The sequence below is a fragment of the Dactylosporangium darangshiense genome, from assembly GCF_039537565.1.
Lineage (GTDB): Bacteria > Actinomycetota > Actinomycetes > Mycobacteriales > Micromonosporaceae > Dactylosporangium > Dactylosporangium darangshiense.
In genome coordinates, this window is record NZ_BAABAT010000018.1 from 113835 (window position 1) to 137621 (window position 23787).

Here is a 23787-nt window from a genome sequence, read left to right on the forward strand (position 1 = left end):
GACGAGCGCGGCGACGACGAGCGTCAGGCAGAGCAGCACGCCGCGCACCAGCGCGGGGCGGCCCGCCCCGCCCAGGGACAGGGCGGTGGCCGCGGCGATGCCCAGGCTCGCCGCGAGGCGCTGCGCGAGCTGCAGGATGGCGGCGCTCAACCCGTTGGCCCCGGGCGGGGCGTGCTGCAGGGTCAGCGCCTGGTTCGGGGCGTTGACGAGGCCGCCGGCCACGCCCGTGACGAGCTGGCCGACGGCCAGGACGGCGACGAGAGCGGCGCCGGGCAGCAGGGCGACGGCGGTGGCGTCCAGCGCGATGCCGGCCGCGGCGACGGCGATGGCGACGCTGACGCCGGGGCGGCCGAAGCGGGCGAGGACGGACGCGCTCGCGGCCGAGGCGGCGGCGAAGCCCACGGCGCTGGGCAGCGACATGGCCGCGGCGGCCAGCGGCGGGAAGCCGAGGTCGTCCTGCAGGTACAGCGACAGCACGAGGTTCAGCGCGAGGGTGGCGCCGAAGTAGCTCATGGCGACGAGGGTGCCCAGGACGTACCCCCGGCTGCGGGTGAGGGCCGGCAACAACAGCGCGGTGCGGCCCGAGGCGGTGTAGCGCCGCTCGCACACGACGAGCCCGGCCGCGGCGAGGGCGGCGAGCACCGCCCAGCGCCAGCCGCCCGGCGTGCCGACCAGCGGCAGGATCAGCGCCACCGTCGCCGCGCCGAGCAGCAGCAGGCCGGGCACGTCGAGGTCGGTGCGATGGCCCTTGGGCGGGCGGCCGGCGGGCAGCAGCCGCAGGCCGAGGGGTGCGGTGACCAGGACGAACGGGAGATTCAGCAGCAGCACGTACCGCCAGCCCGGCTCGGCGCCGGCCAGCTGCAGGATCAGGCCGCCCAGCGGCGGGCCGACCGACGCGGACAGGCCGCCGATGACGGCGTAGGCGGCGAGGGCGCGGGCCCGCTCGCGGCCCTGGAAGAGGTCCTGGAACAGGCCGATGATCTGCGGGTTGACGGTGCCGGCGCCGATGCCCTGGACGAGCCGGGCGGCCGCCACCAGCCAGGCGCGGTCGGCGCAGGCCGCGACGACGCCGGCGGCCCCGAAGAGCGCGAGGCCGCCGGCGAACAGCCCCCGCCGGCCGAACATGTCGCCGAGCCGGCCGGCGGGAACGAGGGCGAGGCCGAAGGTGAGCGAGTAGCCGGCCATGATCCACTGCAGCGTGGCGTCGCCCGCGCCGAGCGAGGCGCGCAGGGCCGGCAGGTTGACGTTGAGGATCGACTGGTCCAGCAGCGTGGTCCAGCCGGCGCCGAGGCAGACGAGCAGGACCAGGCGTTGCGCACGGTCCACCGCTCAGCGCGCGGCGATGCGGCGCAGGCGCTGGTCGGCAGCGATCTCGGCCCACATCGGGGCGTCCTGCGCCGAGGCACCGAAGAACGGCTCCACGTCACCGAACCCGATGATGCGATACGCGAGCCGCGTGAGCGCCGCCTGCACCAGAAACCACCGATACCTCATGCGTCGCAGGTTAGCAGAACTCCTACTTACCCGATAGGTTTAATTCACCACACGCAGCGGGGACAGCGCGTTGGACCAGGCGACCACCTGGTCCAGCGTGGTGCCCAAGGCGTCGAACTGATGCGGGCCCGGGCGCAGCGTCGTGAAGTTCTCGAAGTCCGTGGAGAACGACAGCGCGACCTGCGAGCGGACCGTCGCGAGCTGCAGCTCGGCGGCGACCAGCCGCAGGTGCTCGACCGCGCGGGCGGCACCCACCACGCCGTAGCCGACGAACCCGGCGGCCTTGTTGTTCCACTCGGCGTAGAGGTAGTCGATCGCGTTCTTCAGCACGCCGGTGGTCGAGTGGTTGTACTCCGGTGTCACGAACACGAACCCGTCGAAGCCGCCGACGACGCCCGCCCACGCCCGCGTGTGCTCGTTGGCGTAGCTGCCCCCGGAGGCGGGCACGGGCTCGTCGAGGTGCGGCAGCGGGTGGTCGGCGAGGTCGACGATCGCGAACTCCGCGTCGCCCCGCTTGACCGCCTCGTCGTACACCCAGTCGGCCACGACCCGCCCGAACCGGCCCGGCCGCACGCTGCCCACGATGATGGCAATCCTGGTCACGTCGCATACTCCTTCACTCATGCGGTTGTCCGAACGGTGTGAGCGGCCCGGAGGCTGTCTTGATTCCCGATCGGAAAAGGGCACTATGGAGTGCGTCGGGCACCTCCGGGTGCGTCTTGGAACGGAGCAGCGATGACGACCCAGAGCCTCGAGCCGGCCTCGTCCACATGCCGGGACGACGATCTGCGTGCGGTGCTGCGCGGCCTGCTGAGCACCATCGGCGACAAGTGGACGCTCGCCGTCGTCGCCGCGCTCGTCGACGAGCGGCGGCGGTTCACCGACCTCCAGCGGCGGGTCGACGGCATCTCGCACCGGCTGCTCACCAAGACGCTGCGCGACCTCGAGCGCGACGGCCTGGTGACCCGCAGCGTGCACGCCGAGGTGCCGCCGCGGGTGGAGTACGCGCTGACGCCGCTCGGGCGCACGCTGCTCGGCCCGGTGGAGGGCCTGGCCCGCTGGGTCGAGGAGCACGGGCGTGCGGTGCTGGCCAACCGGACCCGGCCGTAACGTGGTGCGCGTGACCGAGACTTTCGAGTTCGCCTACATCGACGTGTTCGCCGCGACGCCGCTGACCGGGGCGCCGCTCACGCTGGTGCCCGACGCCGACGGCCTGACCGACGCGCAGATGCGCGCCGTCGCGCGCGAGTTCAACCAGTCCGAGACGACGTTCGTGCTGCGCTCACCGCGCCCGGACGCGACGTGGCGGCTGCGCTCGTTCACGCCCACCGGCGAGGAGGTCTTCGGCGCCGGGCACAACGCGCTGGGCGCCTGGCTGTGGCTGGCCGCTTCCGGGCGGCTCGGCCTCGACGGCGGCGAGGGCGCCTTCACGCAGCTCATCGGCGAGGACATTCTGCCGGTACACGTCCGCCTCCCCGACCCCGCCGCGCCCGTCGTCACGATGGACCAGTCCGCGCCCGTCTTCGGCGCCGAGGCCGCCGACCGGGCCGGGCTCGCCGCCGCGCTCGGGCTGGCCGAGGACGACCTGGTGCCCGACCGGCCCGCCCGCGTGGTGTCCACCGGCGCCGGCCACCTGCTCGTCCCGATCCGCGACCGCGCCGCCGTCGACCGGGCCGCGCCGGACACCGCCCGGCTCATCGCGGCGCTGCGCGACGTCGGCGAGGGCTGCTACCTGTACACGCACGACACCGTCGACCCCGCCGCCACCGCCTACGCGCGCTTCTTCAACCCGGCGATGGGCATCCCCGAGGACCCGGCCACCGGCACCGCGGCCGGCCCCCTCGCCGCCGTGCTGACCGCCGGGGACGGCACCGTCGTCGTCGAACAGGGGCACGCGATGGGCCGGCCGAGCACGATCACGGTGACCGTGTCCGGGCCGCGGGTGCGCATCAGCGGGTCCGGCCTCGTCGTCGCCCAGGGCACCATGATGCTGCCGGCCGCCGGGTAGGCGGCGGCGCTCAGGGCTGCGGGTGACCGGCCACCAGGGTCGCCGAGCCGTCAGCGGGCGTGCGGGAGTTCGCCGGGCCGGTCACGTTGCGGACCGTGCGCTGCACCTGGTCGAGGGTCGGGTTGGCGCGCACGTCGCGCAGGCCCTCGACCAGCTGCACGTACTTCTCGCGGCCCGCACGGGTGCCGAGGACATAGCCGACCGCCACACCGGCGGCCACAGGGATCCATCGCATCATGCGAATCGGCTACCCGCGAACGGTCACCCGGAAACGCCCGGGTGCTTGCGGTCCTCACCCGACTCGGCGCCCGCGACGACGGTGGCCAGCGCGGCGCCGTCCTGCACCGGGGGCACTCCGGCGGCGTCGGACAGGCCGGGCTCGGCCGCCGCGTCCAGGGGCGCGGGGCCGACGGCGGCGGCGAGCAGGGCCGAGTTCGGGATGTTGAGCGGGCCGTCCGCGGTTTCCAGCACGGTGTACAGCAGGCCGGCCGAGACGATCACGCCCACGTGCGGGCCGTTGATGGCGCCGGACATGACCCGCACCTGCTGGCCGGGCACGTAGGGGCGGGCGAAGAGCAGGACCAGGCCGGCGAAGAGGTTGCCCAGCACCGGCTGGGCGGCCAGGCCCACGACGATGCCGGTGATCGCGCCGCCGACGAGGACCTGGCGCAGCTGGACGCCGAGCAGGTCGCAGACGGCGAGCGCGGCGATGAGGTACCCGCCGAGGAGCACGAACAGCCGAAGCGGCGTCCCGGCCGCGTCACCCGCCCGGGCCACGGCGATGCGCCGCACCTCGCGCGCGGCCGTGCGGCTGGCCGCCACGCCGAAGATCGCGGTCATCAGCGCGCAGCCGTAGGCGATGAGCCGGACCCGCAGCGACTCGGCGTGCACACCGCCGATGTCGTGGCCGGCGACCAGGGCGATGAATGCGATGGCGCCGAAGACGACGGTCTTGCGGAAGTCGGGCCGCACGCGCAGCTCCATGACCCGCAGCGCGCCGAGGGAGGGTGCGTGGTGTGCCGTCGCAGCATCGTCGCCGTTGCGTCGTCCGCGCAGCCAGACCATGCCCTGAACCTCCTCCGCCGAATGAGCACCGACGGCGACGATACCTCGCGGAGGCATCGGTGATCATGGCGGCCGCGGCCGGCACCGGCGTGGCCGGTGACACAGATCACGGGTGGGTCAGGCGGCGAGAACGGCGTCGGCGGCCTTGCGGTCGCGGCCGACGCGCACGAGCGCCGCCGTCAGCTCGGGCAGCCGTCGCCGCTCGGCGAGCCGGGCGATGGCCTCGGGCGTCGAGGGCAGGTGCAGCCGTTCCGCGCCGGCGGTGACCCTCCGGTCGACGAACGGCGCGACGTCGGCCCAGACCGCCTGTACCTCGCGCACGAAGATGTCGGCGCCGGTGGGGCCGATCCCGGGGAAGTCGGTGAGCCGGTCCCGCACGCCGGCCGCGCCGGCGCCGGCGTCCGCGTGCAGGCGGCGCAGGTCCCCGCCCCAGCGGCTCAGGCACAGCTCCGCGCCGTCGGCCAGGATCGTCGCGGTCCGCTCGTCGTAGCGGCGGTAGTGCCCGCGGCCGAGCGCGTCGACCCGGTCCTGCCAGGTCGCCTGCAGCATGGCGCGAGGCGTGCGGTAGCCGGTGGCGAACAGCTCGCGCGCGGCGCCGATCCCGACGACGGACGTGATGGGCGCGCTGAGCAGCGTCGAGAGCACGAGCAGCTGGTACAGCGGCGCCGGCTTGTCGGCGAGCCGGATGCCGGCTTCCTCGGCGAAGGTGCGGCCCTGCTGCTCGAGCAGGACCGCGACCGTGTGCCGGTCCCTCGTACTCATGTTCAACAAGTACCCATTTTCAAACGGCACCGTGCACGTCGTCGAAGACGGGCCGGCTGGAGCGGATGCGGGGCAGGCGGGTGAAGTTGTGCCGCGGCGGCGGGCACGTGGTCGCCCACTCCAGCGAGTTGGTGTACCCCCAGGGGTCGTTGCCCTCGACGCGACGGCCGAAGCGGTAGGAGGACCACAGGTTGTACAGCAGCGGCACCATCGCGACGCCGAGGATGAGCGATCCGATGCTCGAGATGGTGTTGTACACCGTGAAGCCGTCGGTCGGCAGGTAGTCCGCATAGCGGCGCGGCATGCCCTTCGTGCCGAGCCAGTGCTGGACGAGGAACGTGGTGTGGAAGCCCACGAACGTGAGCCAGAAGTGCAGCTTGCCCAGGCGCTCGTCGAGCATCCGGCCGGTGATCTTCGGGAACCAGAAGTAGAGCCCGGCGAACGCGGCGAACACGATCGTGCCGAACAGGACGTAGTGCATGTGCGCGACGACGAAGTACGTGTCGCTGACGTGGAAGTCCATCGGCGGCGAGGCGAGCAGCACGCCCGACAGGCCACCGAACAGGAACGTGACGAGGAAGCCGATCGACCACAGCATCGGCGTCGGGAACGTCAGCTGGCCGCGCCACATCGTGCCGATCCAGTTGAAGAACTTGATGCCGGTTGGCACGGCGATGAGGTACGACAGGAACGAAAAGAAGGGCAGCAGCACGTTGCCGGTGACGAACATGTGGTGCGCCCACACGCTCATGGACAACACGGCGATGGCGATGGTGGCGCCGACGAGGCCCTTGTAGCCAAAGACCGGGCGGCGGGAGAAGACCGGCAGGATCTCGGTGACGATGCCGAAGAACGGCAGCGCCACGATGTACACCTCGGGATGGCCGAAGAACCAGAACAGGTGCTGCCACAGCAGCGCCCCGCCGTAGTCCGCGTCGAAGACGTGCGCGCCGAGCTTGCGGTCGGCCTCCAGCACCAGCAGCGCCGCGGTGAGCACCGGGAACGCCAGGAGCACCATCAGCGCGGTGACGAAGGTGTTCCAGGTCAGGATCGGCATCCGGAACATCGTCATCCCGGGCGCGCGCAGCGTGATCACCGTCGTGATCATGTTGACGGCGCCGATCACGGTGCCGGCGCCGGAGACGGCCAGGCCCATGATCCACAGGTCGGCGCCCACGCCCGGCGAGTTGATCTGGGCGTTGAGCGGCGCATACGCGAACCAGCCGAAGTCGGCCGCGCCGCCCGGGCTCGCGAAGCCTCCGATGGTGACGAGGCCGCCGGTGAGGTACAGCCAGTAGGCCAGCGCATTCAGCCGCGGGAACGCGACGTCGGCGGCGCCGATCTGCAGCGGCACCAGGTAGTTGCCGAAGCCGAAGACCAGCGGCGTGGCGAACAGCAGCAGCATGATCGTGCCGTGCATGGTGAACAGCTGGTTGTATTGCTCGGTGGAGAGGAACTGCAGCCCGGGCCGGGCGAGCTCCGCGCGCATCAGCAGCGCCATGAGGCCGCCGGCGATGAAGAAGCCGAAGGACGTCACCAGGTACAGCACGCCGATCTGCTTGGCGTCGGTGGTGCCCAGCAGGCTCACGATCCGGCTGCCGGGCGGGGTGCGCCGCAGCGGCCCGGCCAGCTGCGGAGTGTGGACCGTGTCTACGTCCGCGTCCGCGCGCGCCCGTGTCATCGGGACTCCGGCGTTCCGGCGTAGAACTCGAAGAGCAGCCCGGCCGTGGTGAACAGCGCAGCGATGGTGGCGACGACGAGCAGCCACCACTGCCCCACCGCGATGCCGACAGCGCCGACGGCGACCGATACCGCGATGCCGACCGGCCAGTACCCGCCCGGCGCGAAGAACCCCACCGTCCCGGCGCCGTCGGCGACCTGCGCGTCGGGCCGGTCCTCGGGCCGCGGCGGCATTCGGCGCGCGACCAGCCAGCAGTAACCCGCGCACAGCAGGCTCATCACGCCCGACAGCCCGAGCGTCAGCGTGCCCGAATACTCCGGATGCGCGGCCGCCCCGGCGCCGGTCCACCAAAAGTAGACGCCCGTCGCGGACAGCAGGAACAGCGATATGACTCCGAATACCTTGGCCTCGGTCCGCACCTCCCACCTCCCTGGCGGCCATTAACCCGCCCGGAGCCCCTCAAACAACCTGGCCGCGGATGGCACGCGACCTCTTCGGCTACGAGCAGCGGCACGCTCAGCGACAGGGGCCAAACGCTCAGGGGATGAGTGCCACCTTGCCGCCCGGGTGACCGCCGCGGACGAGGTCGATCGCGGCGAGGGCCTGTGCGAGCGGGAAGGTGCGGGTGACCGGCACGACGAGCCGGCCGTCCGCCGCCAGCTCGAGCAGGTGAGCGCGGACGCCGTCGCGGTACGCGGCGCTGGCCGGCATGTTGCCGCCGATCGCGGTGATGCCGGCCGCCCGCGAGCGGTCGGAGGCGACGATCGTGACGGCGCGGGAGGCGTCGGGGAGCAGCTCGCGCACGGAGTCGACGGCCTCGGCGGTGCCGACAGTGTCGATGACCGCGGCGACGCCCTCGGGCGCCGCGGCGCGGACCCGGTCGAGCAGCCCGGGGCCGTAGGCGATCGGCTCGGCGCCGAAGCGGCGCAGGACGTCGAAGTTGTGCTCGCTCGCCGTGCCCACGACGACGGCGCCGAGCTCGCGGGCCTGCTGCAGCACGCTGACGCCGACGGCGCCGGACGCGCCGTGCACGAGCACCGTCTCGCCCTTCGCCACCCCGGTCACGTGCAGGGCCTCGGCGGCGGTGGTGCCGGCCAGCAGGAGATTTGCCGCGGCGGGGTAGTCCAGCGCGGCGGGCTTGGCGAAGACGTCCTTCGCCGGCACGGTGACCGCGGAGGCGTATCCGCCGCTGATGCGGAACGCCACGACCGGGTCGCCGGCCGCGCCACCGCCGGAGGCGATCTCGGTGCCCGGTCCGATCGCGCTGAGCACGCCGGCGACCTCATAGCCGATCGGCAGCGGCAGCTCGCGGTCGGTGCCGCGCGAGGCGGCGATGTGCTTGTAGTCGGCCGGGTTGACGCCGGCGGCCCGCACGTCGATCGTCACCTCGCCCGGGCCGGGCGGCGGGACGTCGGTGTTGACGAGGGTGAGGACCTCGGGGCCGCCGAAGCGCGGCGCAATCCATCGCACTGCCATGTCAGGGACCTCCTCGAGGCGCGGCTGACCAGAGCGGACGAAACGGTCGATACGCCCCTCATGCTACCCGCGGCCGCAGCCGGCGACGGCACCCGGCGCGGGCCGGGAGCCGTCGCCCAAGCTGGACCGGAACGATCGGTCAACCGGCAGCGGGAGTAAGGGTGGTGGTGGGGGTGGAAGTGGGGTCCGGGTCCTCGGACGCGGGGGCCGGGGCGTGGTCGTCGAGCATGGTGCGCTCGTCGAACGGTGCGTTGCCGGCCAGGACCTCCGCGCAACGCTCGCGGTCGAACCCGCCGGTCCACTTGCCGACCAGGACGGTGGCGACGGCGTTGCCGGCGAAGTTCGTCAGCGCCCGCGCCTCCGACATGAACCGGTCGATGCCGACGATCAGGCCGACGCCGTCGACGAGCTCGGGCCGGTGCGCCTGCAGGCCGCCGGCGAGGGTGGACAGGCCGGCGCCGGTGACGCCGGCCGCGCCCTTCGAGGCGATGATCATGAAGAGCAGCAGCGAGACCTGCTGGCCCACGCTCAGCGGGTTGCCCAGCGCGTCGGCGATGAACAGCGACGCCATCGTGAGGTAGATCGCGGTGCCGTCGAGGTTGAACGAGTACCCGGTCGGCACGGTCAGGCCCACCACCGTGCGCGAGACGCCCAGGTGCTCCATCTTGGCGACCAGGCGCGGCAGGGCCGACTCCGATGACGAGGTGCCCAGGATGAGCAGGAACTCTCTCGCGAGGTACCGCAGCAGCAACAGGATGTTGACCCCGGCAACCGTGCGCAGCAGCGCGCCGAGCACGACGAACACGAAGATCGCGCACGTCAGGTAGAAGCCGAGCATGATCTGCAGCAGGCTCTCGATCGCCTTCCAGCCGCCGGCGCCGACGACCGCGGCGATGGCGCCGAACGCGCCGATCGGCGCCAGCCACATGATCATCGCGAGGATGCGGAACACGAGCCGCTGCAGGTGCTCCACGCCGGTCAGGATCGCCCGGCCGGAGGGGCCGATCGCGTGCAGGGCGAAGCCGACGAGCAGCGCGACCAGCAGGGTCTGCAGCACGGCGCCGGCGGTCAGCGACGAGAACAGGCTGGTCGGGATGACGCCGAGCAGGAAGTCGACGGTCGAGGCGGGCGCGTTCGCGGCCTGCTTCGCGCCGGCGGCCTTGGCGGCGGCGGTGAGGTGCAGCCCGGCGCCGGGGTGCAGCAGGTTGCCGATGACGAGGCCGATCGCCAGCGCCACGGTCGACATGACCAGGAAGTAGCCCAGCGCCAGGCCGCCGACCCGCCCGACGCTGGCGGCCCGGCGCACCGAGCCGACGCCGAGCACGATCGTGCAGAAGATGATCGGGCTGATCATCATCTTGATCAGGTTGACGAAGCCGGTGCCCAGCGGCTTGGCCTCCAGCGCCGCCTTCGGGGCGAGCAGCCCGAAGACCGCGCCGGCGATCACCGCCAGGACGACGGCGAGGTACAGGTAGGTGGTGCGGTCGCGCCGACGCGGCGGCGCTGGGGTGGGGGTGGCGGCGGTTGACATGGCCAGAGCATGGGAGCCGGAGTGACCCCGGTCACTATTGCGTTCATTGCGTACACGTGACGGCCGCAACGCCGGCGTGTCAGCATCCCCTATGTCCCGCTCGCCGATGCGCTCGCTCGTGCCGCGGCGCTGGAGCCTGGCCACCCGGCTGCTCGCGCTGCAGCTCACGATCATCACCGTGGTCGTCTCCGGCAGCCTGCTCGGCGCGTACGTGCAGGCCGACCACGCCACCCTCGACGCCGCCCGGCAGAAGGTGCTCGGCGTCGCGTGGAGCGTGGCCGACTCCCCCGCCGTGCGGGCCGGGCTCGCCGCGCCCGACCCGACCGCGGTGCTGCTGCCGGTCGCCGACGCGGTCGCCCACGACACCGCCACCGACTTCGTGGTCGTGATGACGCGCGACGGCATCCGGTACACGCACCCGGACCGCCGCCAGATCGGCGGGCACTTCCTGGGCACCATCGACCAGGCGCAGCGGGGCCGGGCGCTCACGGAGACGTTCACCGGCACGCTCGGCCCGTCGATGCGGGCCGTGGTGCCGGTCCTCGACGGCGGCCGGGTCGTCGGCCTCGTCTCCGTCGGCATCAAGCTGCAGTCGGTGGCCCGCACCCTGCGCGGCCAGCTGCCGACCCTGCTCGTCACGGGCGCGCTCGCGCTGCTGGTCGCCGCGGCCGGCTCGTGGCTGGTGAGCCGCTGGCTGCGGCGGGAGACGCACGACCTCGGCCCGGCGGAGCTGGCCCGGCTGTTCGAGTTCTACGACGCGGTCCTGCACGCCGTGCGCGAGGGCCTGCTGCTGCTCGACCGGGAGGGCCGGCTGCTGCTGGCCAACGACGAGGCGAACCGCCTGCTCGACCTCGACGACGCGGCACTGGGCCGCCCGGTCGGCGCGGCCGGGCTGCCCACCGCGCTCGGGCAGGCGCTGGCCACGGGGCAGCCCCGCACGGACGAGATCCACCTCGCCGGCGACCGCGTCCTCGTCATCAACCAGGCACCCGCCGGCGCCCGACCGGACGGCGCCCCGCTCGGCACGGTGGTGACCCTGCGCGACCACACCGACCTGCAGGCCCTCGCCGGCGAGCTGGACTCGGTGCGCGGCTTCGCCGAGTCGCTGCGCGCGCAGGCGCACGAGGCCGCGAACCGGCTGCACACCGTGCTGTCGCTCATCGAGCTCGGCCGGCCCGAGCAGGCCCTCGACTTCGCCGCGCAGGAGCTGGCGGTGGCGCAGGGGCTCACCGACCGCGTCGTCGGCGCCGTGCGCGAGCCGGTGCTGGCCGCGCTGCTGCTGGGCAAGGCGAGCGAGGCGAGCGAGCGGGGCGTGGACCTCGCCGTGTCGCCCGACGCCGACGTACCGGAGGCGCTGCTGCCCGCCCGGGATCTCGTCACCATCGTCGGCAACCTGCTGGACAACGCCATCGACGCCGCGCTGGCCGCGCCTCCGCCGCGCCGCGTGGAGTTCGCCGCCGCGATGCGCGGCGACGAGCTGGTACTGCGGGTCGCTGACTCCGGCCCGGGCCTCGACCCGGCCGACGTGGCGCGCGCCTTCGAGCGCGGCTGGTCGACGAAGCCGGCCGCCGGCCCGGCCGGGCGCGGCCTGGGCCTGGCCCTCGTCGGTCAGGCGGTGCGCCGCCACGGCGGTGACATCGACATCGAGGGCTCGGCGTTCACCGTCCGGGTGCGCCGCACCGCCGCGATCGGCGCGGTCACATGATCGAGGTCCTGGTGGTCACATGATCGAGGTCCTGGTGGTGGAGGACGAGCCGATCGCCGCCGACGCGCATGAGCTGTACGTGCGGCGGGTGCCCGGCTTCGCGGTCGCCGGCCGCGCGCTGAGCGCCGCCGAGGCGCTGCGGTCCCTGGAGCGCACCCGGGTCGACCTGGTGCTGCTGGACATGAACCTGCCGGACATGCACGGCCTCGAAGTGGTGCGCAAGATGCGCGCCGCCGGGCACCCCGCCGACGTCATGGCCGTCACCTCCGCCCGCGACCTGGAGATCGTCCGGGCGGCGGTGTCGCAGGGCATCGTGCACTACCTGCTCAAGCCGTTCGCGTTCGCGGCGCTGCGGGACAAGCTGGAGCGCTACCGGGAGTACCGCGAGCAGGCCGCGGCCGTCGACGCGGTCGCCGGCCAGCAGGAGGTGGACGGCCTGCTCGCGACGCTGCGCGGGCCGGACCCGGCCCGCCTGCCGAAGGGCATGAGCCCGGAGTCGCTGACCGCGGTCGCGGGCCTGGTGCGCGGCGCCGCCGGCACGGGCATGTCGGCCGGCGAGGTCGCGCAGGCGCTGCAGGCGTCGCGGATCACGGCGCGCCGCTACCTCGAGCACCTGGCCGAGGCCGGCGCCGTGGTCCGTCACCTGCGCTATCGCGGCGCCGGGCGGCCCGAGGTGGAGTACCGCTGGATCCCCGGGCGGGCGGGCACCTAGAGCTTGCCGGCCCAGAAGCGGTCGAGCTGGTCGCAGATGAACTCCGGGCGCTCCTGGAACACCCAGTGGCCGCACTCCTCGATGACGCCGCCGTGCGCCTCCGTGGCGATCGCGCGGGCGCTGTCGATGCAGTGCGTGCCGAACGACGCTCGACCGCCCCACGCCATCATCGGCGCCTCGAGCTTCCTGCGCGTCAGGCGGCGGGTCTGCTCGGCCATCTGCGGGATGTACCCGTACAGGTTCAGGCTGCCCCGCAGGTTGCCCGGCTGGCGCATCTGCGCGACGTAGGCCTGCACCTCGGCCTCCGGCACCGCGTCGGGGTTGTAGGCGAAGTCGCGGAAGAAGTGCCGCAGGTACTGCTCCTCCTTGCCCTCGATCAGCATCCGCGTGATGTCCATGTTCATGTGCATGCCGAGGTGCCAGTAGGGCACGCGCGGGTCGACGTAGCCGGGGTAGTCCAGGCCGAAGAACGGCGTCTCGATCGTGGCGAGGGACAGCACCCGCTCCCCCGCCAGGTAGGCCAGCGCGACGGCCGGCGGCCCGCCGAGGTCGTGGCTGACGATGTGGAAGCGCTCCACCCCCTCGGCGTCGAGCACTCCCAGCAGATCGGCGGCGATCGTCTCCGGCTCGTAGCCGGCGAACGGCTTGTCGCTGTCGGCGCAGCCGCGCAGGTCCGGCGCGACGAAGCGGTACCGGTCGCCCATACGCTCGATCAGGCGCAGGTACTGCCGGTGCGACTCCGGCCAGCCGTGCAGCCCCAGCACGACCGGTCCGTGCCCACCGGTCACGTAGTGCAGCCTGATCCCGTTGGTTTCGGCGCGATGATGCTGTACGTCCATTCGTGCGCTGTACCCCGTCGTGCAGCGTCAAACAGCCCCGGCGGCGTGGCCCTGCGTCCCCACCTGCGGGGCCGCCCCTCGCCAAGATCAACCCGCCGCGCGAGCCCGAGCAGGAGCGGCGGCTTCCGCCGCCTCCTGGAAGTCGACGATGGCCCCGCCGTAGTCCCTCGCCCAGTTCGTCAGGACCTCGATGGGCTCGACGAGGGTCCGGCCGAGGTCGGTGAGGCTGTACTCGACCCGCCGTGGCGCTTCGGCACGGCGTTCGACCAGACCGTACTGCTGGAGCCGGCGCAGCGTCTGGGTGAGGACCTTGCGCGAGATGCCGCCGATGAGGTCGACGAGCTCACCGTGCCTGCGAGGTTGATGGCTGAGCCCGAAGAGCACGAGCACGGCCCATTTGTCGGAGATGATCTCGACCGCCAGGCGCGTGGGGCAGTCGGCGAGGAAGGCTGGTCCAGCCCCGTTCTGCATGAAAGTCGAAGGTACCAGGAGGTAACTCACGGCTCCGTAACGTCTTCCGCGAGCAACGAAACCAGCACCAGATGCGGAGGAGCCAACATGCCACGAGTGGTCGTGTTCGACGAGTTCGGCGGGCCGGATGTCATGCACGTCGTCGAGGAGCCGGTCGTCGAGCCGGCAGCCGGCGAGGTACGGGTCAGGATCGAAGCGTTCGCCGTCAACCCGCTCGACCAGATGATGCGTTCCGGCACCTCGCCCGCAACCGTCCCCTTGCCACACGCTCGCCTCGGCGTCGAAGGAACCGGCGTCGTCGACGCGCTGGGCCCCGAGGTCATTGGGCTGGAGATCGGCGATCCGGTCATCCTCACGGCCATTCCGGACGCGAGCGTCAGGGGCAGCTACGCCGAGTACACCACGATCCCCGCGAGCCGGGTCGTCGCCCGGCCGGCGGGGCTCGCAATCACGGAGGCGGCGGCGATCTGGGTCGCGTACTCCACCGCCTACGGCGCGCTCGTCGAGAAGGCGAGGATGCGGCCCGGCGACCACGTCCTCATCACTGCCGCGTCCGGCAGCGTCGGCCGGGCGGCGATCCAGATCGCCAATCAGATCGGCGCCGTGCCCATCGCCATCACTCGGCACACTGCGAAGAAGGACGACCTGCTCGCCGCCGGCGCCACCGCGGTCATCGCCACCGATCACGAGGACGTCGTCGAAGCCGTCCGCCACCACACCGGCGGGACCGGCGCCGACATCGTCCTCGACGTTGTCATGGGCCCCGGCCAGCAGGATCTCCTCAAGGCGGCCCGCCCGGGCGGAACACTGGTCGCCGCGGGCTTCCTGGACCCTCGGCCCACGTCGTTCCCGCGAAGCGCGCCGCTCACGATCTTCAGCTACCGGAGCTTCGAGCACACGCTCGACGCCGTCGTGGTGAGGCGCATGGCGGCCTTCCTGAACGCTGGTGTACGCCTCGGTGCACTGCGGCCCGCCATCGACAAGGTGTTCGCCCTCGACGACGTCGTCGAGGCACACGGCCACCTCGAGAAGGGGCTCCACGCCGGGAGGAAGATCGTCGTCACGGTCTAGGAACGGTGCGCCTGCCGCTAACAGGTCCGTGCCCATCAGTCGGGCCTATGCGTCAAGGGTTGCGGCAGAAGTAGCCGCGTCGTCTGCGGATCGGTGACCCGTAGTCGCGGTCGCGTCACCCCCAAAACCCTGCGCCGCGCGACCGTGCGCGCCACTACGCTGGCAGGCCGGCCTCGTACGCACGGCGCTCCGGCCGCGCCGTCGCACGGGAAACGCACCATCTCGGGAAGGCGAGTCCATCACATGAGCACTGACGTCATCGTGCTGAACGGCGGATCGAGCTCCGGAAAGTCGGGCATCGTCCGCTGTCTCAAGGCAATCCTCCCGCAGCCGTGGATCAACATGGGCGTCGACGACCTGATCGAGCGGCTGCCGCCCGCGCTGCTCGACTCCGGCGCAGGCATCTCGTTCGGGCAGGGCGGCGAGGTCGTCCTCGGCGACGACTGGCGCGCGATCGAGACAGCCTGGACCAAGGGCGTTGCCGCCATGGCCCGAGCGGGCGCACGGATCATCATCGACGACAACTTCCTTGACGGCCGGGTCAGTCAGGAGCGCCTCCGCGGCCACCTCGAAGGCCTGCAGGTGCTGTGGGTCGGCGTGCGGTGCTCGCCGGAGGCCGCCGAGGCCCGGGAGTTCGCCCGGGGCAACCGGGCACCCGGGATGGCTGCGCTGCAGGCCGAGACGGTTCACAAGGGCGTCGTGTACGACCTGGAGGTCGACACCACCAACACCGAGTCACTCGACTGCGCCCGCGCCATCGCCCAACACGTGAGCGGACGCCAATCGGGCTCGCCAGAGTAGGGTGGGTCGCCCAGTTGGAGCGGCGGCTCATCGCCGACCGCATCACGGAGAATCGTCTTCGGGCCGGTGCGGATGCCCTTGGCCGCAGCGACCGCCAGGCGGCGGCCGGTGACGCATGAGCCGGCTGCGCGCCGCACGGATCGTCAGGCGCGGGTGCTGGCCCTGCGTACCACGGACCACGACGCGGCACCGGAGTCGGGCGGTTGCCCAAGCGCGGCTCGTGCGCATGTCGCGCCTTGTTCGCGCAGCGACTGCGCCACCGTGGTCAGCCCGAGCCGCGCCGCCACCGCTGCGTCGTCCCATCCGGTCACCGCCACGTCGTGCGGCACGGCAAGGCGGGCGGCACGCACCGCCCGTACGACACCGGCGGCCTGCTCGTCGCTCATCGCGGCGATCGCATCGGGCGGCTCGGTCGAGGACAGCAGCGTGGCCGCGATCCGCTCGGCCTCCGTCGCATCGTTGTGCGCGCACACCGCGACGACCACGTCGTGCCACGCAACGCCGGTCGCCTCGGCCGCCTGCCGGTAGCCCTCCAGTCGCTCCCGCGTCACCGGGAACAGCACGCCCGAGGTGTCCGGGCCGCCGGTGATGGCGCTGATCCGGGCCCGCGACAGCGGGAAGCTGACCACGGCCGGACGTTTGGCACCCGCGAAGGCGACGGCTCCGATCGCGCGCGCCGCCGCCCGGTTGTCGATGCTCACCAGCTCCAGGCCGTCGACCGCTGGACCACCGTGCACCACCGCGGGACGGCGCATCGCCCGCACGGCCCCCAGGATCGGGTCGTCGTCCGACGTTGTCCACACGATGAACCCGTCGACGGCTGCGGCCCGGATCCGCTCGGTGTCGTCGGCGGCGCCGGTGATCGGCAGGATCGTCATGCCGTAGCCGCGGTCGGCGCAGACGTCGGCGATGCCGGCGAGGAAGGACGCGGCCTGCGGGTCCTCGAACGCGTAGGTCAGGTGCTCGCCGAGCACGACGCCGAGCGTGCGGGTGGTGCCGCGGCGCAGCGACCGGGCGCTCGGGTCGGGTCCGGAGTAGCCGAGTTCGGCCGCCGCCGCGAGCACCTTGGACCTGGCGTCGTCAGAGACCCGTCCCGGCCGGTTGTAGGTGTAGGAGGCGGTCATTACCGACACGCCCGCCAGCTCCGCGACCTGCGCGAGCGTCACCCGCTTCGCGGCGACCGGCGATTCCATGGGTTCCAGCCTACCGGCTCGATGTGTATCGTTACACCGATGGCACCGGCACCCCGCGCAACGATCGCATCGGCCTTCATGGCCTTCGCTGCCTTTGGCTCCTTCTGGGGCGTTTGGGGCGCATCGGTACCGCGCGTGCAGTACCAGACAGGCATCAATGAAACTCGGCTCGGCGTCGCGCTGCTGTTCGTCGGTGCCGGCGCGCTCCCGGCGATGCTGCTGGCGGGCCGGGCGTTGGATCGGTGGGGGTTGTCGGTCGCGGCGCTCGTCATCGGCGCGCTCGGCTGCGCGGGTGCCGGGCTGGCGGTGACCGCGGTCAACCTGCCGAGCCTGTGCGCCGGGCTCGCGCTCGTCGGCGCCACCAGCGGCGCGGCCGATGTGGCCATCAACGCGGTCGCCGGACGCGCCGAGGCGCTCGCCGGCCGGCCCGTCATCACCCGCGCGCACGGTGTCTTCTCCAGCGCGGTCGTCCTCGCCAGTCTGGCGACCGGGCTGGCGTCCGCCGCGTCTTTGCCGCTCGCTGTCCCGTTCGCCGCTGTCGCCGCGTTGTCGCTGATCGCGGGCGCCGCGATGCTCCGGACACTGCCTGCCCGCCACACGGTGCCGAATCCGCAGACGCACTTCAACAATGCACCGGAGCGCCGGCCACCGAGCGCCCCGTTGTTGCTCATCGGGGTGCTCGGCGCGCTGGCATTCGCCAGCGAGAACGCGCACCAGAGCTGGAGTGCGGTCTTCGCGCAGCACGAACTGCACGCGGGTGGCGGGTTGAGCGCCGTCGCACCCGCCGTGTTCGCGGCAACGGTCGCCGTCACGCGCTTCTCCGCCGGCGGCCTCAAGCCGGCCCACGCGCGGACCGTGCTGCTGGCCGGCGCGGCCGGGGCCGCGGCCGGCGCGGTCATCGTCGCCACCGCACCGACGCTGGCCATCGCGGCAGTGGGCCTGGCGGTCGCCGCCGCCGGGACCGCTGTGCTGTTCCCGACCCTCATCGGCATCGCGCAGCGCAACGTCGACGAGTCCCGCCGGGGTCGCGCGACGTCGCTGGTCACGACCGTGTCGTACCTCGGGTTTCTCCTCGGCCCGGTCTACGTCGGGCTGTGGGCCGACGGCGCCGGGCTGCGCGGGGCGATGGTCGCCGTGGGCGGTCTCGCCGCCTGGTTGTTCGTCCTCACGCCGGTGCTGCGAGCGCAATGACCGTGCGGTACGTGCCGCCGGGACCCTGACCGATCACGGTCCTGTGAGGCAGCTCACACAACTCCGGCTACGGAGAGTGGCAGACTCTATACGAAAGTACTGCTGGTCTCGCTTGCCCTGCGGGGACACGGGACGACGATCAGAAGGCGCCGGCAGGGTAGAGCATGAGCTGCTCAGGGACGCCAGGCGCCTCAGAAGACGGGATCTTCGCGCGGTGATCGGTGCAGACTCTTCCTGGCTGGTCGATCAGGGCCTTTTTGACAAACATCACCAGACCGGGCATCCGGTAAGCTCACGGCCTGTAGTCGATCTGCTTGGCCGCGCAGACGAGCTGGAGTTGATCGACTCGTTGCTCGCCGGGCGCGGCCACGTCGGCCCAGGCCTACTTTTGCGCGGCGACCCCGGGGTAGGTAAGAGCGCGCTGCTGGATGTAGCCGCGGCGCGGGCGGAGGCGGCCGGGATGCGGGTGCTGCGCGCCTCCGGAGTGGAGTTCGAGACCGATATCAGCTTCTCTGCGTTGCACCAGCTGATCTACCCGCTGAGCGACGGTGTCGATCGGCTCGCCGGCCATCATCGCGACGTCCTTCACCAGGTCCTCGGTCTCGCGGCGGGATCGTCGCAGGATCCGCTGGCCATCTCGACGGCCGTGCACGCCTTACTGCGCGAAGCGGCCGCCGAGCGCCCGCTACTGGTGCTGATCGACGACGTGCCGTGGATCGACCGCACCAGCGCCACGGTCCTGGGGTTCAGCGTCCGCCGCATCGGCGATGATCCGATCAAGTTTCTCGCCGCCGCACGCACCGATGCCGAGTGCATTTTCGACCAGGTCGGGCTGCCTGAGCGGGAGATCGGGCCGCTGGCGGAGCAGCAGGCGGCCATGTTGTTGGACGCGCAGTATCCGGAGCTAGCGCCTCTGGTACGCCGTCGATTGCTGGCCGAGGCGGCCGGCCTCCCGCTTGCGTTGCGGGAACTGCCCGCATCGCTGACCGACCGGCTGCGCCGCGGCCAAGACCCGCTACCTGCGTTGCTGCCCCTGAACAGACGGCTGACGGCAATCTTTGCCGCCGAGATGCGGGCACTGCCCGCACCGACCCGAAAGCTCCTGCTACTGGCCGCGCTGGAAGCCGACGTCAGCCTGGCCACCATCCGAACCGCCTTACAAGGCCGCATGGACGTCGACGACCTCGCGCCGGCGCATCGGGCGGGCCTGCTCCGCGTGGATATGGACGCCGGCGTCATGTCGTTTCGCTATCCGCTGATCCGCTCGGCGATTGTGCAACTGTCGTCGCAGCGTGAGCGCCGAGCGGCGCACCGGGCCCTAGCCGCGGCCTTGGCCGACGACCCGTCTCGTCGGGCGTGGCATCTGGCGGCGGCCGCGACCGGACCGGACGAGGTCGTGGCCCGCGCGCTGGACGAGGCTGCCCTGGCCGCTTGGCAGAGCGGCGCCCTGTCCAGCGCGGCGACTCGATCGTTGGACGATGCGACCGTTTCCGACCGGAGGCACGGTGCGTCCGCCGCGGTGGCCGCGCTGATACGCGCCGGTGAACTCAGCCCGCATCCGGCCGATCGGTGCCGCCGGCTGGTCGAGGCCGCTTTCCTCGCCAACATGACCGGTCAATTCGACCAGGTGCCCCGGTTGTTGGCAGACGCCGGGCAGGCACCGGACACGCCGACCGGGCTGGCCTTCGCCGTCACGGCCTACCTCCTTACGGCTGTTGAGGGCGATGTTGATGCTGCTCACCGGCTGCTGGCCCGGGCGCTCGATGATGTCGGCGACGCCCCCAGAGCCAACGACTGGGACTCGAACGGGATCCTGTTCACGCTGCTGCTCGTCGGCATCTACGGCGCCCGACCCGAGCCGTGGGAACTGCTCAACTCCGCGCTGGCACGGTTCGCCCCGCAGACCGTAACCCCGTTTCGGCTGTGCTACGACGCGTTCGTGGACCCCGCCCGGACCGCCGACACGGTCCGGGAGGGACTCGCCCACGCCTTCGCGGCTCTGCCCGCCGACGCGGCGCCCTGGCAGGTCATGCCTCTGGCCTACGCGGCCGTCGGGGTGGATGCCCTGTCCGACTACCGGTACCTGGTCCGGCGCATGGTCGAACAGGAACGCGACGGCGGTGCGATTACCATGGTCATTGCCGGGTTGCTGCTGCTCTGCATCGACTCGTATCACCACGGGCAGTGGGACGAGGCCGAGGACCTGGCGCGGGAGGGGCTGGACCTGGCAGCGGCTCATGGCTACCACCTTCTTGAGGGTCAGCATCGAGTTCACTTGGCATACATCGCAGCCGGCCGCGGGAACGTGGGACTCGCCCAGACCCTCGACGAGATCACGACTTGGGCGGCGCCGCGCCGCGTTGGGATGACGCAAGCGTCCGCCGGGCACACCCGCACCCTCATGGCGTTGGGCCAGGGTGACTACGAAGGGGCTCACGCGCATGCGTCGCGGGTCAACCCGGCCGGCGGGCCCAACTCCGGCGTCCCCGGCCGCTGGACACTGCTGGATCTGGTTGAGGCGGCCGTCCGCACCGGGCGGATGGACGAGGCCCGGGCGCACGTTGCCGCCTCCCAACAGGCCGGCATTGACCGCATCTCCACCCGCACAGCGTTGATCACCGCCGGGGCCGCGGCCCTGGCCGCCGACGACGACCAGGCCGGCCCGCTGTTCGAGGCCGCACTGTCCCTGCCCGAGGCCGACCGGTGGCCCTTCGAACAGGCCCGCATCCAACTCGCCTACGGACAACGGCTACGCCGCACCCGGGACACCACCCGCGCCCGCCTGCACCTACGCGCCGCCCTGGGCACCCTCGACCGACTGGGTGCCCGGCCCTGGGCAACGCGGGCCAACAACGAACTGCGCGCCACCGGGATCGCCACCATCACCGGACCGAACACCAGCGCCGCACTCACCGCGCAGGAACGACAGATCGCCACGTTGGCCGCCACCGGCCTGACCAACAAACAAATCGGCCAACAGATGCACCTGTCCCACCGCACCGTCGGCGCTCACCTGCACCGGATCTTCCCGAAGCTCGGCATCACCTCACGCGCCGCCCTACGCGACGCGCTGGAGACGATCACTCCAGGCTCGACGTCCTGAACGCCTGCCATACCTGCCGCGATCAGCTCGCACAGGCCGCCCGGCGGCGTCACCGACCCGATCACGGTGACCCGAGAGATGGACGAGGCACTCGACCGGGTCCGTCACGGGCGGCCCGGCTCCACGCGGTGCTCGACTGCGGATCTCGGCCCGTTTCACGGCGACAACCGGCCGGCCCGGCGACCTCCGGGCACAGCCGGTTCGCCCGTAGCTATTCGATGTCCGAGAACAGCCCCGTGATCGTCACCTGCGTCGCCGTGAGCCCGCCGAAGACGGCACCGGCAACGGGCGTCGCGACTGCGGCGGAGGCGTCCTCGTAACTGTCGAAGTACAGGTCGAGCGTCCGGTACGCGGGGGTGGCGGAGCCGTCCTCCTTCGGCCACACCTTGGCCGATTCAACCCGCCGCAGCTTCGGGAACGTATCCGCGGCCTGCCGCACGTCAGCGTAGGCCTTCTCGAACTCGTCCGGGTTCGCGGGATTGCCGATGATCAACGTGATCTTGGTGGGCATGGCTCGTCTCCTTGCATGATTTCAGGGTGATGACGCAAGCGGGGAACCGCGCTGCGCCCGGTGTGGAGGAATCGGACAGTCTTGTCAATCTCGCCGTCAGCGGCCGTATGCCTCCAGCAGGCGCAGCCAAACCTCGCTGACGGTCGGGAACGCAGGAACGGCGTGCCACAAGCGATCCAGCGGGACCTCGCCGACGACCGCGATCGTCGCGGCGTGCAGCAGTTCCGCGACGTCCGGGCCGACCAACGTGAAGCCGACGATCACCTTGCGGTCCTCGTCGACGACCATCCGGGCGTGCCCCTGGTATCCCTCGGCGTGCAGGGCGGATCCCGCGACGGCGGCCAGGTCGTAGTCGACGACCCGGATCCGCAGCCCGGTGGCCTCGGCGGCGGCTGCGGTCAGCCCCACCGACGCGACCTCGGGGTCGGTGAAGACGACCTGCGGCACGGCACGCTCGTCGGCCGCGGCGACGTGCCTGCCCCACCGGCCGTCCTCGACCGCTTCGCCCTTGGCGCGCGCCACGATGACGTCGCCCACCGCGCGAGCCTGGTACTTGCCCTGGTGGGTCAGCAGCACGCGATGGTTGACGTCACCGGCGGCGTACAGCCACCCGTCGCCGACCAGCGCCCCGTCCTCACCGACGACGCGCAACGTGTCGTCGACCGTGAGCCAGGCACCGGGCTTCAGGCCGATCCTGTCGAGGCCGATGTCCTGCGTGTTCGGCGTACGGCCGATCGCGACCAGGAGTTCGTCGGCTTCGACCTGCTCCCCGTCGGTGAGCATGACGCGCACCGTGCCGTCGTCGTCCCGGTTCACCGACGCGGCCTCGGCACCGAGGCGGACCGACACGCCGGCTTCCTGCAACGACTTCGTGACCCGCTCGCCGGCGAACGGCTCCGCCAGTGGGAGCATTCCGTCGCGCGCGAGCACCGTCACCACGGATCCGAGGCTTGCGAACGCGGTCGCCATCTCCGAGGCCACCACGCCACCACCGATGACGGCGAGCCGACCGGGAACCTTGCTCGCAGCAGCCGCCTCCCGGCTGGTCCACGGTGCCGCCTCGCGCAGACCGGTGACGTCCGGGATCAGTGCGCTGCTTCCGGTCGCGACGACGACCGCATGCCGGGCGGTGAGCGAGGTCGTGGCGCCGTCCTCGCCGGTCACCTCGACGACCCGGTCGGCGCTGATCCGCCCCTGGCCCCGGTACAGCGCGATCCCGGCCGAGTCGAGCCAGGACACCTGCCCGTCGTCCGTCCAGTTCGAGGCGAAGGCGTCGCGGCGGCGCAGCACGGCGGCCGCGTCCAGGGCGCCCGTCACCGCCTCACGAGCGCCGGGCATCTGGCGAGCCGCCCGGAGCGCGGTCGCGCTGCGCAGCAACGCCTTGGTCGGCATGCAGGCCCAGTAGGAGCACTCACCACCGACCAGCTCCCGCTCGACGATGGCGGCGGTCAGGCCGCCCTGCACGACCCGGTCGGCGATGTTCTCCCCGACCGGCCCCGCGCCGATGACGACGACGTCGTACGTGGTGTCCTGCATGTCAGCGTCCCTTCGCCGCGCGGCCGAGACGGATGGCGGCGATGAGGAAGAAGATGGCGCCGGGGATGGCGTAGCCGACCGCGTTGGTCAGCGCTGGGTTGTCCGCGGACGCAGCCGCGATGAACGACCCCCCGGCGAGTACGGAGATGCCGCCGCTGATGATCATCGGCCACTGGCCGCCCATCTTGCGGCGGGTGACACCCACGATCAGCTGGATCAGCCCGGCCACGATCGCCCAGGCACCCCACACACGCAGGACCTCCGGGATGCCGGACGCGCCGGCGAAGGCCAGGCCGACCGCGGCGAGCAGGCTGATCGCGACGTTCACGTAGAGCAGGGTGGGCGATCCGGTGGCCCGCGACGCGCGGGCATCGATGATGGCGGCGGCCACGTCGAACAGCGGGTAGAGCACGAGCAGCGTGGCGGTGAGCGGATTGAGGTCTTTGGCGAGCGGAATCATCACGAGGGCCCAGACGATCGCGAACGCGAAGCGGACGAAGTACAACCGCCGCAGGGCGGACGCCGTCGTCGAGAAGCCGGGTGCAGCAACGGTGGTCATGGAGATCCTTTCGGTGGCTACTGACGGAAACTGCGGCCCGCGGTGCCGCGTTCGGGTAACTCCACTCCAGCAGAACGA

23 protein-coding genes and 1 pseudogene are annotated in these 23787 nt (G+C 72.1%); 8 read left to right on the top strand and 16 right to left on the bottom strand.

What is annotated here, in order from left to right:
- Positions 1 to 111 precede the first annotated feature (111 nt).
- From ABD901_RS29535 to ABD901_RS29545, 3 genes and pseudogenes are all read right to left on the bottom strand, one after another.
- Positions 112 to 1326 (bottom strand): annotated as a pseudogene (locus ABD901_RS29535) (MFS transporter); the annotation flags it as partial.
- 3 nt (positions 1327 to 1329) lie between these two features.
- Entirely contained in the window at positions 1330 to 1494 is a 165-nt protein-coding gene (locus ABD901_RS29540) for a hypothetical protein (protein ID WP_345131433.1), read from the bottom strand.
- A 39-nt stretch (positions 1495 to 1533) separates the two neighbouring features.
- Positions 1534 to 2097, bottom strand: coding sequence for an NADPH-dependent FMN reductase (locus tag ABD901_RS29545; protein WP_345131435.1), 564 nt, complete (start codon positions 2095 to 2097; stop codon positions 1534 to 1536).
- A gap of 132 nt (positions 2098 to 2229) precedes the next feature.
- Between ABD901_RS29545 and ABD901_RS29550 the strand changes: the two genes are divergently transcribed.
- Entirely contained in the window at positions 2230 to 2604 is a 375-nt protein-coding gene (locus tag ABD901_RS29550; RefSeq protein ID WP_345131438.1) for a winged helix-turn-helix transcriptional regulator, read from the top strand.
- 10 nt (positions 2605 to 2614) lie between these two features.
- Entirely contained in the window at positions 2615 to 3502 is an 888-nt protein-coding gene (locus ABD901_RS29555; RefSeq protein WP_345131440.1) for a PhzF family phenazine biosynthesis protein, read from the top strand.
- Positions 3503 to 3512: 10 nt separating this feature from the next.
- Here the strand turns inward: ABD901_RS29555 and ABD901_RS29560 are convergent, their stop codons facing one another.
- The 7 genes from ABD901_RS29560 to ABD901_RS29590 form a co-directional block, all read right to left on the bottom strand.
- Positions 3513 to 3740: a hypothetical protein gene (locus ABD901_RS29560; RefSeq protein WP_345131442.1), complete on the bottom strand. Its 228-nt coding sequence runs from the start codon at positions 3738 to 3740 to the stop codon at positions 3513 to 3515.
- 23 nt (positions 3741 to 3763) lie between these two features.
- A complete protein-coding gene (locus ABD901_RS29565) occupies positions 3764 to 4567 on the bottom strand; it encodes a mechanosensitive ion channel family protein (protein ID WP_345131443.1) in 804 nt (267 codons plus the stop codon).
- A gap of 117 nt (positions 4568 to 4684) precedes the next feature.
- Positions 4685 to 5329: an HhH-GDP family DNA glycosylase gene (locus ABD901_RS29570; protein WP_345131445.1), complete on the bottom strand. Its 645-nt coding sequence runs from the start codon at positions 5327 to 5329 to the stop codon at positions 4685 to 4687.
- 19 nt (positions 5330 to 5348) lie between these two features.
- The gene (ctaD, locus tag ABD901_RS29575) at positions 5349 to 7010 is read right to left on the bottom strand and encodes an aa3-type cytochrome oxidase subunit I (RefSeq protein WP_345131447.1); all 1662 of its coding nucleotides are present in this window, start codon (positions 7008 to 7010) and stop codon (positions 5349 to 5351) included.
- Complete coding sequence (locus tag ABD901_RS29580) at positions 7007 to 7429, bottom strand: cytochrome c oxidase subunit 4 (RefSeq protein WP_345131449.1); 423 nt, start codon at positions 7427 to 7429, stop codon at positions 7007 to 7009. The genes ctaD and ABD901_RS29580 overlap by 4 nt, the downstream gene beginning before the upstream one ends.
- A gap of 118 nt (positions 7430 to 7547) precedes the next feature.
- Positions 7548 to 8486, bottom strand: coding sequence for a quinone oxidoreductase family protein (locus ABD901_RS29585; protein ID WP_345131450.1), 939 nt, complete (start codon positions 8484 to 8486; stop codon positions 7548 to 7550).
- 139 nt (positions 8487 to 8625) lie between these two features.
- Entirely contained in the window at positions 8626 to 10017 is a 1392-nt protein-coding gene (locus tag ABD901_RS29590) for a cation:dicarboxylate symporter family transporter (RefSeq protein ID WP_345131452.1), read from the bottom strand.
- Positions 10018 to 10108: 91 nt separating this feature from the next.
- Here ABD901_RS29590 and ABD901_RS29595 point away from each other — a divergent pair, with 91 nt between their 5' ends.
- Together ABD901_RS29595 and ABD901_RS29600 are read left to right on the top strand one after the other, a co-directional pair.
- Positions 10109 to 11722 carry an ATP-binding protein gene (locus tag ABD901_RS29595; RefSeq protein WP_345131454.1) on the top strand — a complete coding sequence of 538 codons (1614 nt, stop codon included), beginning with the start codon at positions 10109 to 10111 and terminating at the stop codon, positions 11720 to 11722.
- 19 nt (positions 11723 to 11741) lie between these two features.
- Positions 11742 to 12434, top strand: coding sequence for a response regulator (locus ABD901_RS29600; protein WP_345131456.1), 693 nt, complete (start codon positions 11742 to 11744; stop codon positions 12432 to 12434).
- On the opposite strand, the gene ABD901_RS29605 is transcribed toward ABD901_RS29600, so the two are convergent.
- Positions 12431 to 13273, bottom strand: a complete 843-nt coding sequence (locus tag ABD901_RS29605; RefSeq protein WP_345131458.1) for an alpha/beta fold hydrolase — start codon at positions 13271 to 13273, stop codon at positions 12431 to 12433. The two genes, ABD901_RS29600 and ABD901_RS29605, sit on opposite strands and share 4 nt — an antisense overlap.
- An 87-nt stretch (positions 13274 to 13360) precedes the next feature.
- Positions 13361 to 13744: a winged helix-turn-helix transcriptional regulator gene (locus ABD901_RS29610; RefSeq protein WP_345131460.1), complete on the bottom strand. Its 384-nt coding sequence runs from the start codon at positions 13742 to 13744 to the stop codon at positions 13361 to 13363.
- Between the two features lie 87 nt (positions 13745 to 13831).
- Here ABD901_RS29610 and ABD901_RS29615 point away from each other — a divergent pair, with 87 nt between their 5' ends.
- On the top strand, positions 13832 to 14815 hold the full coding sequence (locus tag ABD901_RS29615; protein ID WP_345131462.1) for a zinc-dependent alcohol dehydrogenase family protein: 984 nt from the start codon (positions 13832 to 13834) through the stop codon (positions 14813 to 14815).
- A 243-nt stretch (positions 14816 to 15058) separates the two neighbouring features.
- Positions 15059 to 15616: a chloramphenicol phosphotransferase CPT gene (cpt, locus tag ABD901_RS29620; protein WP_345131464.1), complete on the top strand. Its 558-nt coding sequence runs from the start codon at positions 15059 to 15061 to the stop codon at positions 15614 to 15616.
- Between the two features lie 143 nt (positions 15617 to 15759).
- Here the strand turns inward: cpt and ABD901_RS29625 are convergent, their stop codons facing one another.
- Positions 15760 to 16809: a LacI family DNA-binding transcriptional regulator gene (locus ABD901_RS29625; protein WP_345131465.1), complete on the bottom strand. Its 1050-nt coding sequence runs from the start codon at positions 16807 to 16809 to the stop codon at positions 15760 to 15762.
- A 78-nt stretch (positions 16810 to 16887) separates the two neighbouring features.
- On the opposite strand from ABD901_RS29625, the gene ABD901_RS29630 reads away from it, so the two are divergent.
- Together ABD901_RS29630 and ABD901_RS29635 are read left to right on the top strand one after the other, a co-directional pair.
- Positions 16888 to 18000, top strand: a complete 1113-nt coding sequence (locus ABD901_RS29630; RefSeq protein WP_345131610.1) for an MFS transporter — start codon at positions 16888 to 16890, stop codon at positions 17998 to 18000.
- Positions 18001 to 18214: 214 nt separating this feature from the next.
- Positions 18215 to 21103: an AAA family ATPase gene (locus ABD901_RS29635; RefSeq protein ID WP_345131467.1), complete on the top strand. Its 2889-nt coding sequence runs from the start codon at positions 18215 to 18217 to the stop codon at positions 21101 to 21103.
- Positions 21104 to 21314: 211 nt separating this feature from the next.
- Here the strand turns inward: ABD901_RS29635 and ABD901_RS29640 are convergent, their stop codons facing one another.
- The 3 genes from ABD901_RS29640 to ABD901_RS29650 form a co-directional block, all read right to left on the bottom strand.
- Positions 21315 to 21614, bottom strand: a complete 300-nt coding sequence (locus ABD901_RS29640; protein ID WP_345131470.1) for an EthD domain-containing protein — start codon at positions 21612 to 21614, stop codon at positions 21315 to 21317.
- A 96-nt stretch (positions 21615 to 21710) separates the two neighbouring features.
- Positions 21711 to 23150 carry a dihydrolipoyl dehydrogenase family protein gene (locus tag ABD901_RS29645; protein WP_345131472.1) on the bottom strand — a complete coding sequence of 480 codons (1440 nt, stop codon included), beginning with the start codon at positions 23148 to 23150 and terminating at the stop codon, positions 21711 to 21713.
- A 1-nt stretch (position 23151) separates the two neighbouring features.
- Positions 23152 to 23709, bottom strand: a complete 558-nt coding sequence (locus ABD901_RS29650) for a hypothetical protein (RefSeq protein WP_345131474.1) — start codon at positions 23707 to 23709, stop codon at positions 23152 to 23154.
- Positions 23710 to 23787: the final 78 nt, after the last annotated feature.